Origin of the sequence: Neobacillus drentensis, from assembly GCF_036965425.1 — a bacterium.
GTDB lineage: Bacteria > Bacillota > Bacilli > Bacillales > Cytobacillaceae > Neobacillus > Neobacillus drentensis_F.
Window position 1 is genome coordinate 1 of sequence record NZ_JBALPP010000047.1, and the last position, 10,716, is coordinate 10,716.

Sequence of the window (10,716 nt, forward strand, 5' to 3'; positions counted from 1 at the left end):
TGCCTCCACATTTTATATAGTTCTATAGATAATATTAAAGCATCTTCCTCTGAAGTTTGTGAAATTTCTGCAATCAAAGTATAGATTTTTTAAAAAACGATGTTACTATAGATAGTATATGTGAATTGGGTAACGCTTTCATTTAAAAGTTAAAGTAAAGATCAAATGGATGGTGATGATCTATGAAAAAATCATTACGGATTTTACTTGCTGAGGATGAATTTTTAGTCTTAATGGGGATTAAGTCCTACGTTGAAAAGCTGGGCCATGAGGTAGTAGGGACTGCTACAGACGGGTTGAGGGCAGTAGAATTAGCGCTAGAGACAAAGCCGGATCTCGTGATTATGGATATTAATATGCCAAATCTCGATGGGATCGATGCGATTAAAAAGATCAATGAAACCCTCTTTATCCCCAGCATTATTGTCAGCGGCTATCATGATGAAAAACTAATCAATCGGGCAACGGAAGAAGGAGTCCTCTATTATTTACTAAAGCCTATCGATATTGGAGATTTAAAGATTGCTATCAATATTAGTTTATCCAGGTTTGAAGAATTTAAGAAATTACAGGATGAGCTAGACAGTACGAAGAATGCATTGGAAGCACGAAAACATATCGAAAAAGCAAAAGGAATATTAATGGAGAGAATGAATTTAAAAGAAGCAGACGCGATGAAACGACTGCAGCAAATGAGCAGGGACAAAAATAAAAAACTAGTCGTGATCGCGAAAGACCTGATTGAAGCAGATGCTTTATTTCATTCTTAAAGAGTTATCATAAAATGTCGAGTATTCGAAAAATTTGCGCTTGACTCTGATAATCTGTGAAACTATAATGAACATATAGTTAAGAGGTTGTAAACTTTCATTCGAATCTATACTCATGTGTGGTATAGAAAAACGATTTTTCCAAATTAAATACTTTAAATTTTATGCTTACGGCTGGTATAAAATTTATGATGGCTATGGGTGCCTTATATACGCAATTTTTATGTTTTTTTAAACATAAAGACTTGCGTATATAGGGCACTTTTTATTTTTCAGGCAAATGAAAACGTGTACAAGGGATTAAAAATCATTGAAAGGGGTGATATTCAACATCAAATCGATATTCAATGGTATTTTTATGAAGAATAAGGGGGAGGGGAAAAATTCATAAGATCAATCGTTTCCATCCATTACGATTATCTTGTGAATTTTGGAAAACGCTTTATATTCTTCTTAAAATAAGGTTTTTTAAATAAAACCAGGTTGATTGGAGCGGAAGGTGCGAGACTCCTGCGGGATTACGGGACAGGGGAGACCCCGCAAGCGCTTTAGCGCTGAGGAGGCTCACCGAACCGCCCGCGAACCGCTCGCACCTGGAGCGGAAATCAACACAGTTAAATAAAAAAATATGGGGTGAATAACAAAATGAAAAAACTGTCAAAACAAATGTTTGCACTTCTACTAGCATGCATCATGCTAGTCGCGGCCGGCTGTTCGAATCAAAGCAGTGCTGCAGGAGATAAAAAAGTAAAAAAGATCAAGATCGGTATGTCCTTCCAAGAAATGAATAATCCTTACTTTATTTCCATGAAAGAAGCGTTAGATGATGCAGCAAAGGAAATTGGCGCAGAGGTTGTTATTGCAGATGCGCAGCATGACGTTTCCAAACAAATCAATGATATTGACGATATGATTCAAAAGAAAATCGACATTCTATTAATTAACCCTACAGATAGTAAGGGTGTAGAATCAGCAGTTGTGGCAGCTAAAAAAGCTGGTGTGATCGTCGTGGCGGTTGACGCACAGGCGTCAGGTCCAATCGACTCCTTTGTTGGTTCTAAAAACTATGATGCTGGTTATTTAGCAGGTAAAAAGATGGCTGAAGATTTAGGCGGGAAAGGTAAAGTCGCTATCCTAGATGGTATTCCAGTAGTACCGATCCTTGAACGTGTTAAAGGCTTTAAAGCAGCCATGGCTGAGAATCCTGGAATTCAAATAGTAAACACTCAAAACGGTAAACAAGACAGAGCAGAAGCAATGAAAGTCACAGAAAATATGTTACAAGCTAATCCAGATTTAAATGCACTATTCAGTGTAAATGACGAAGGTGCACTAGGTTCTCTAGGTGCAATCGAAGCCTCTGGTAAAAATGTAGGGATTTATAGCGTTGATGGTCATCCAGAAGCGATTAAAGCCATTTTAAAAGGCGGCGCCTTTAAAGCTACTACAGCACAATATCCAAGAGACCAGGTGAGAATTGGTCTAGGTATGGCATTATCTAAGCTTTGGGGAGCAAAAGTAGTACCGAAAGAAGTTCCAATTGATGTTAAATTACAAACAAAAGATAACGCAAAAGGCTTCAGCTGGTAATCGTCACAATCAGGCGGGCGTTGACTTGATGGAAAACGCCCGCCCGCTTTAAAAAATGTAAGAGGGGAAGGTGATTGCGATGGATAAAGTATTAGAAATTGTGAATATAACGAAGGAATTTCCCGGAGTTAAAGCCCTAAAAGGCGTCAGTTTCGATATCAGACGCGGTGAGGTTCACGCGTTAGTTGGGGAAAATGGAGCGGGAAAGTCGACACTCATGAAAATTCTTTCCGGTGTTTATACCCCGACAACAGGTGAAATTCGTTTAGATGGCAAGGAAGTCATTTTCCAAGATCCTAAGCAAGCCCAACAGTTAGGAGTCAGTATTATTCATCAAGAGTTCAGTTTAATTCCCTATTTGAGCGGTGTTGATAATATTTTCTTAGGCAGAGAGAAAAGGAAATCAAATGGATTATTAGACAGAAGAAAGATGAGAAAAGAAGCAGAAGAAGTTATGAAAAGGTTAAATGCAGATATTGACCTGAACAAGCCAGTCGCACATTTGAGTGTGGCAAACCAGCAATTTATTGAAATTGCCAAAGCCATTGCCATTGATACAAAGGTATTAATTTTCGACGAACCGACGGCCAGTTTAACTGGAAAAGAAATTGATAAATTATTTGAGTTAATTGAGAAATTGAAAGCTGATGGTGTAACCATTATATATATATCGCATCATTTGGACGAAATCCTCAAAATGTGTGACCGAATGACGTGCTTACGGGATGGGGAATGGGTCGGCACAAGAGAAATTAAGAACGTGACAAAGCAAGATATAGTAAAAATGATGGTTGGCCGAGAAATCGTCAATGCGTTTCCTGACAAGCCATCTCATCATGGAAAAGAAGAAATGCTTCTGGAAGTGAAAAAGTTAAGTAATAAAAGTATTACCGATATTCAGTTTTCGTTGAAAAAGGGTGAAATTATCGGAATTGCCGGTCTTGTCGGCTCTGGCAGAACGGAAACGGTAAGAGCGCTAATCGGTGCCGATCCTGCAAAGGAAAGGGAGGTTTATATCAACCAGAAAAAGGTCGATATCAAAAACCCTACGGATGCCTTGGCACATGGGATCGCCCTCATTCCAGAAAGCCGAAAGACTCAAGGTCTCGTCCTCAATATGACGATCAAAAATAATATCAGTTTACCTATTTTAAAGGACCTAAAGGGCTTTTTTGGAGTGATTAACAAGGAAAAAGAAGATTCCGTTATTAATCAATCGATTAAAGACTTATTAATCAAAACGCCAAGCAGCAAGCAAATGGTCAAAAATTTAAGCGGCGGGAATCAACAAAAGGTCGTGTTAGCAAAATGGCTAAATACGGACTGTAAAATATTAATCTTTGATGAGCCTACCCGTGGAATTGATATTGGGGCGAAGGAAGAGATTTATAAATTAATGAGAAGCCTGGCAGATAAAGGGCTATCGATTATTATGATTTCTTCCGAATTACCGGAGATTTTAGGGATGAGTGATCGCGTGCTCGTTATGCACAAAGGAAAAATAAAGGCAGAAATCGATGGAAGAATAGCTGATTCAGAAAAAGTAATGCATTATGCAACGGGTGGTGTTAGTGAATGAATGATGTAAATGTCCAGAAATTATCGTATCAGACAAAAGGATTTAACGTGAAAGAAACGTTTAAAACGCCTGAAATGTTAACCTTATTGGGGTTTTTTGTCCTATGTGCCTTTTTTAGTTTTTCTACTGCACAGTTTTTAACGGGGGAAAACATCTCAAATATTGTTAGGCAAGTCTCCATAAACGGAATTTTAGCCGTTGGGATGACCTTTGTCATCTTAACAGGCGGTATCGATTTGTCCGTCGGTTCGGTGATGGCGTTCACCGGTACGATTATGGTGGGTCTGATGATCAACATGGGAATGCCGCCAATCGCCGCTGTTTTGCTTGGAATTGTTTTAGGTGCGGTGCTTGGTTACATTAATGGTTTATTTATTGCCCATGCCAGAATCCCAGCCATCATTGTTACCTTAGCGATGATGGAGGTTGCCAGAGGAGCTGCGCTGCTTTATACAGGCGGGTATCCGTTATCTGGTGTATCAAAATCCTATGCTTTTATCGGAAGAGGATATCTGTTTGGCGTTATTCCAATGCCTGCGGTGATCATGATTTTAGTCTTTATCGCTGCTTATATCATTTTAAATCATTTACCAATTGGCCGATATATTTACGCTATTGGTGGTAATGAAGAAGCGGTTCGTTTATCTGGTGTTAAAGTTAAAAAAATTAAGATCTTTGTTTATTTAGTAAGTGGGATTACGGCTGCGATCAGTGGTTTAATCATGACATCAAGACTTTCTTCAGGTCAGCCGATGGCCGGAGAAGGATATGAGTTAGACGCTATTGCTGCTGTTGTATTAGGTGGCACGAGCATTTCCGGCGGCCGCGGACATATTTTTGGAACCATCCTTGGTGCTTTATTATTAGGGGTTTTAAGTAATGGTTTAAACCTAATGGGTGTATCCCCATATGTTCAACGCGTTCTAAAAGGGGCCATTATCGTGGCAGCCATCTATTATAGTAGTTTCCGTCAAAAAGATTAACTTTAAAAAAATTAACCTATAGGGAGATGTTTGAAATGTCAGTAGTACCAGAAACAGTAAAAGCGGTTGGAACGTCAGCATTACCAGAAACAATGAAAGCAGTTGTAGCACATGGCCCAGAAGATTACCGTGTGGAAGAAGTAGCTACACCAAAAGCAGGTAAAGAGGAAGTCGTCATTAAAGTAGAAGCTTGCGGAATTTGCGGCAGTGACTTAAAGGCATACCATGGATCACAAATGTATTGGGGCGGAGAAGATCCTTGGATGAAGGCACCGGTTATTCCTGGTCATGAATTCTATGGCATTGTGGCTGAATTAGGAGAAGGCTCTGCTGAAAAATATGGATTGCAGGTGGGGGACCGCGTCACCACTGACCAAATTAACCCATGTGGAAAATGTAAATTCTGTACAACCGGAAAGTACTGGATGTGCGATGTTCATAATATTTATGGATTCCAAAAAGATGTGGCAGAAGGCGGCTGGGCTGAATATATGAAATTTAGCAGCACGGCAAGAATCTATAAAATTACTGATGGTGTAACCGCTGAAGAGGCTGCCCTAGTAGAACCAATGGCATGTGCGGTTCACACCGTTCAAAGAGCAACGATTGAATTTGAAGATGTGGTCGTGCTAGCAGGTGCAGGTACACTCGGATTATGTATGGTCCAGCTCATTGCTTTAAAAACACCGAAGAAATTAATTGTTTTAGATACGAATAAGAAAAGATTAGCAGCAGCTAAAAAGCTGGGTGCGGATCTGGTCATCAACCCTCTAGAAGAAGATGCCATCAAAATCGTGAAGGATTTAACAGAAGGGTACGGCTGTGATGTCTATATCGAAGCAACAGGACACCCATCTGGCGTAACACAAGGTTTAGAGATGGTTAGAAGACTCGGCAGATTTATCGAATTTAGTGTATTTGGCAGTGAGGTCACAACGGATTGGAGTGTCATCGGTGACAGGAAGGAACTAGATTTAAGAGGTTCGCACTTAGGTCCATACACATACCCTGTTGCCATCGACTTATTTGAGCGCAATCTATTAACAGCTGAAGGAATCGTTACCCATACTTATAAAGTGGAAGACTTTGCAGAAGCGATGGAAATGGCGCATCATCCAGAAGCCATCAAGGTATTATTAAAGCCCTAATAGGTTAATAGAATAAGAGATTAGCAGGTGAAGGGTGATATTATGGATTACTTAATTGGTGTTGATATAGGAACTTCAGGTACAAAAGCAGTATTAATTGATCCAAACGGAAAAGTGTTGGCCCATAGCTATAAAGGCTATGAGGTTGAAACACCAAAGCCTTCCTGGGCTCAGCAATGGCCTGAGCCTTGGGAAGAGGCCGTTAATTTTACGATAAAATCAGTTGTTGAAAAATCAAATGTCGATTCTGAAAAGATTAAAGGTGTTGCGATCAGCAGTTTGTACGGTGGATCTGGAATCCCTGTTGATCATGATATGAAACCATTGGCACCCTGCTTAATTTGGATGGATCGTCGGGCAGAAGAAGAGGTAAAGTGGGTTGAGGAAAATATCAACCTTGATGAATTATTTGAGATAACAGGGAACTCCGTCAATTCCTATTTCGGATTTACGAAAATTCTTTGGATGAAAAATAATTTACCGCAGGTTTGGAACAAAATTCAGTACTTTTTACCGCCGGCCCCTTATATCGTATATACCTTAACGGGAGAAGTCGCGGTTGATTACTCATCAGCCGGAAACATCGGCGGCGTTTTTAACTTAAGGGAAAGAAAATGGTCAAAGGAAATGGTTGAAAAATTAGGTATTCCTTTGAGCTTTTTCCCTGAAAGACTCGTAGAGTGTACAGAAATTGTTGGAGGAATCACCGAGGAAGCGGCTAAGAAGACAGGCTTAAAAGCAGGCACGCCTGTCATTTGCGGCGGTGTCGATGCGCCGGTTGCTACCATGGGTGCGGGTGCCCTTGCTGAAGGGAACCATGTAGCGATGCTCGGAACCTCTATGTGCTGGGGATTTATTACCAAGACACCAAACTTATCTCCAAATCTAGTAAGTATGCCACACTGTGTGGATTCCAGTGAGATTATCTATACCTTTGGCGGGGCTGCTACTGCGGGTGCGATTTTAAAATGGTTTAGAAATGTGATCGGTACGGAAGAAATAGCCGTTGAAGATAAATTGGGCATCAATGCTTATACCCTATTAGATTTGCAGGCCAAAGATATTCCGGCTGGATCGAATGGATTATTGGTTCTTCCTTATTTCATGGGGGAAAGAAGTCCGATTTGGGACAGCAGTGCACGCGGTCTTGTTCTTGGTCTAAGCTTAGTTCACACGAAGGGGCATTTATATAAGGCATTCATGGAAGGTGTGGCCTACTCGTTGCGCCATAATATGGAAATGGTGTTGGGAACAGATGCTGTGCTAGACAAAGAGCTGATTATCGTCGGCGGCGGCTCAAAATCGATGAATTGGCCGCAAATTTATGCGGATGTCACCGGTTATCCCGTTCGAATCATTAAAAACGATGTAGAAGCACCGCTAGGAGATGCCGTGTTGGCAGGGATTGCAACGGGAATCATCACAGAGCCGAATGTTTTAAAAGATTGGCTGGATTTTGAAGAACCGATTTACCCGAATCCTGAAAATACGAAGGTCTATGATCAGTATTATGAGGAATATAAGAATTTGTATGTAAGTACTAAAGATAGTATGAAGCGTATAACAAAGATCAATTAGTAGAATTGGAGATATCTATAAAAAAGAGAAGTAGGTCAAGATTATGTCATTCTAATCCAACCTGCTTTTCTTTTTTATAGGATGTTTTCGTAAAAAATTACGTTAAAACTCATAAGTAATTAGAATTCAGTGTGAAATTACACTCTATTGATGACTTATTTTGATATATCGGCGTTTTTCGTAAGTTTATCGGCGAATTTTTAATTTTATCGGCGAATCCAAAAAACAGTCTTTTAGTAAAGAGCCTTTCTATTAAATGAAGAACGGAGTGATTCACTTGTTAGAAGAACTAAAGAAAAAGGTTTTAGAAGCAAATCTGCAGCTCCCTAAGAAAAATTTAGTTATATATACATGGGGAAACGTGAGTGCCATTGATCGCCAGCTTGGGCTTGTTGTGATAAAACCAAGCGGTGTTGACTATGACCAGTTAAAAGCAGAGGACCTTCCTGTAGTGGATTTAGATGGAAATAAGGTTGAGGGGGATTTAAATCCCTCATCCGATACAGCGACACACTTAGAGCTATACAAAGCCTTTCCTGAAATCGGCGGAGTCGTACATACCCATTCTCCTTGGTGTACGCAATGGGCGCAGGCAGGGAAAGCCATTCCTGCCTATGGGACCACACATGCGGATTATTTTTACGGTGAAATCCCTTGTACCCGGCCGTTAACTCCGCTTGAAATTGCTGCTGACTATGAAAAGAACACAGGGACAGTCATTGCCGAGACATTCAAAGACTTAAATCCTAATTTTGTTCCGGGTGTTATTGTCAATAGTCACGGACCTTTCAATTGGGGAAAAGATCCTTTAAAAGCGGTTGAAAATGCGGTCATCATGGAGGAAATCGCGAAGTTGGCTTACTATACCCAGAGCTTGTCACCTAAAATTGATTCCATTGATGATCATCTTCTCGATAAACATTTTTTAAGAAAGCACGGTAAGAATGCTTATTATGGTCAAGTTCATCTCCAAGAAGTCGAGAACTAAGAGTAAGGAATGATATGAATGCAGTATAAATTGGTAGTCCTAGATATGGATGGCACCTTACTAAATGATGACCATCTTGTTTCAGATACTAATAAAGAGGTCATTCATAGGCTGAAGAGAGTAGGAACCAGCGTGGCATTGGCAAGTGGAAGGCCCTATGAATCCATCTATCCCTATGTTAAAGATTTAGAGATTGATTTGCCCATCATTGCAGCAAATGGCGCGTTAATCAAAAATCCTATATCGAACGAGGTACATTACTCTGCCAGTTTACCCAGTGAATTAGCGAAAGAAATAGTAGAATACGGTCAAGAAAATCAGTATCCTATCAGTTTATATCTTGATGGGGAAGTGCACACCTTTAACGAAAATATGGTCAAGGTCCATTGGGAACTTGAAAAATTACAGGCTAGATTCATAGATAAATTTGAGGATGAAAAGGAATTATATAAGATCATTTATGCCCATACTCCAGAAAAAATCGAAGATGCCTTCTACCGTTTAGAGGAAAAATATAAAGAAAAATTGTATATTACCCGTTCCGATGATAGATATTTAGATGTTATGAATATTAACGCATCGAAAGGGAAAGCGCTCCATCAGCTGATGGAAATGCTGCAAATTTCCTCTCAGGAAGTGCTCGTTATAGGGAATAGCTTTAATGATATCGCCATGTTTGAGGTTGCCGGTTGTGCCATCGCCATGGAAAATTCCCCTCAAGAAGTTAAGAATGCAGCAGATTTTGTTACTAAGTCTAATAACGACAATGGCGTTGCCTATGTGTTGGATAGAGTAATGGGAAATATGACACTTTTTAGCTAAAGGTGATCATTCTCTGGGGAAATACCATTGGTTTTTTCGACAAGTTTCTTTGATAAAGGGCAATAAAATGCTTATTTATCAAGGCATTATGAAGATTTAATCAAACGTTTGATTAGGGAAATTACAGATCGAATTTCCTCGGAAATGCTCGGTTTAAGGAAATAATGACAGGTGCAGGATAGCCCTCAAAAGGCTATCCAATTTTTATTCGACCATGAAGTTTTTTTCTATTTTTGGTCAAACTATTCCTCATAAATCATTTTCCGCGTCATTCCACCATCAACAACGAGGTTAATCCCAGTTACAAAGTCATTCTCTTTTGCTGTTAAATAAAGACAGGCTCGTGCAATATCCTCTGGCTTGCCTACACGCTTTGATAAATGCTGTTCATGATCCAGTTTGCTTAACTTTGAATAATCGCCTGTTTCTATCCAACCAGGGGAAATGGCATTTACCGTAATCCTGTCGTCACTGAATGAAGCAGCTAGCGCATGGGTAATGGCAAGGATTCCACCTTTAGTGGCAGCATAAGATTCCGAATTGGGTTCTGACATGATCGCTCTCGTGGAGGCAATATTAACAATTGATCCGCCATCCTGATTATGCCGCATATATTTGGCAGCTTCGCGTGATGCCAAGAAAACACTTCTCAAATTGGTATGTATCACATCATCCCATTCCTCAATTGATGTTTCATAAGGAGATTTGAATAATGCCTTTCCTGCATTATTGATTAAAATATCAATGTGGCCATAGGATTGAATGGCGGCTTCCATTAACCGGATGATATTCGATTCTAATCTTACATCCGTGTGGACGAATAGTGCTTCTCCGCCACTTTTCTCGATCATCGTTACTGTATTAGCCCCTGCCTTATCATCAATATCAGCCAAAACGACATTGGCGCCTTTTTGTGCATATTGTAAGGCAACACCCTTACCAATTCCGTTCCCGGAACCTGTTATGACTACTGTTTTATTAGAGAAATCCATTATTTTTCCACCTTCCTTTACTTATGTTTAAGATAACACAAAAAATGCTGTAGACCATACGGACCATTCTTGTGGTTTTACTGCTTCATAAACCAAGAGAACCGTCCTTCCGGAATTTCATTAAGGATGCTTATCCTTTTTCCTTAGGGATGTCTCCTCCTATAATGCCCGCTTGAAGGAAAAATTCGGTCCTATGGTAATTAGGATGAGCTCCTAATGCCTGAGTGAAGGAAAAATTGAGCTCTATGGTAATTAGGAAGAGCTCC

At 40.0% G+C, this 10,716-nt stretch carries 9 protein-coding genes; 8 read left to right on the top strand and 1 reads right to left on the bottom strand.

Annotation, left to right across the window (positions count from 1 at the left end):
• Positions 1-182 precede the first annotated feature (182 nt).
• From V7161_RS13010 to V7161_RS13045, 8 genes are all read left to right on the top strand, one after another.
• Positions 183-770 carry an ANTAR domain-containing response regulator gene (locus tag V7161_RS13010; protein ID WP_335445541.1) on the top strand — a complete coding sequence of 196 codons (588 nt, stop codon included), beginning with the start codon at positions 183-185 and terminating at the stop codon, positions 768-770.
• A gap of 645 nt (positions 771-1,415) precedes the next feature.
• Positions 1,416-2,360: an ABC transporter substrate-binding protein gene (locus tag V7161_RS13015; protein WP_335445542.1), complete on the top strand. Its 945-nt coding sequence runs from the start codon at positions 1,416-1,418 to the stop codon at positions 2,358-2,360.
• A 79-nt stretch (positions 2,361-2,439) separates the two neighbouring features.
• The gene (locus V7161_RS13020; protein ID WP_335445543.1) at positions 2,440-3,939 is read left to right on the top strand and encodes a sugar ABC transporter ATP-binding protein; all 1,500 of its coding nucleotides are present in this window, start codon (positions 2,440-2,442) and stop codon (positions 3,937-3,939) included.
• On the top strand, positions 3,936-4,922 hold the full coding sequence (locus V7161_RS13025; protein ID WP_335445544.1) for an ABC transporter permease: 987 nt from the start codon (positions 3,936-3,938) through the stop codon (positions 4,920-4,922). The genes V7161_RS13020 and V7161_RS13025 overlap by 4 nt, the downstream gene beginning before the upstream one ends.
• 35 nt (positions 4,923-4,957) lie before the next feature.
• Positions 4,958-6,070, top strand: coding sequence for an alcohol dehydrogenase catalytic domain-containing protein (locus V7161_RS13030; RefSeq protein WP_335445545.1), 1,113 nt, complete (start codon positions 4,958-4,960; stop codon positions 6,068-6,070).
• A 27-nt stretch (positions 6,071-6,097) separates the two neighbouring features.
• Entirely contained in the window at positions 6,098-7,648 is a 1,551-nt protein-coding gene (locus V7161_RS13035) for an FGGY-family carbohydrate kinase (RefSeq protein WP_335445546.1), read from the top strand.
• Positions 7,649-7,925: 277 nt separating this feature from the next.
• Positions 7,926-8,636: an L-ribulose-5-phosphate 4-epimerase gene (locus V7161_RS13040; protein ID WP_335445602.1), complete on the top strand. Its 711-nt coding sequence runs from the start codon at positions 7,926-7,928 to the stop codon at positions 8,634-8,636.
• Between the two features lie 18 nt (positions 8,637-8,654).
• Positions 8,655-9,458 (top strand): Cof-type HAD-IIB family hydrolase, encoded by an 804-nt coding sequence (locus V7161_RS13045; RefSeq protein ID WP_335445547.1) that lies wholly within the window; start codon positions 8,655-8,657, stop codon positions 9,456-9,458.
• A gap of 242 nt (positions 9,459-9,700) precedes the next feature.
• Here V7161_RS13045 and V7161_RS13050 read toward each other — a convergent pair whose 3' ends face one another.
• A complete protein-coding gene (locus V7161_RS13050; RefSeq protein WP_335445548.1) occupies positions 9,701-10,450 on the bottom strand; it encodes a glucose 1-dehydrogenase in 750 nt (249 codons plus the stop codon).
• Between the last annotated feature and the right edge of the window lie 266 nt (positions 10,451-10,716).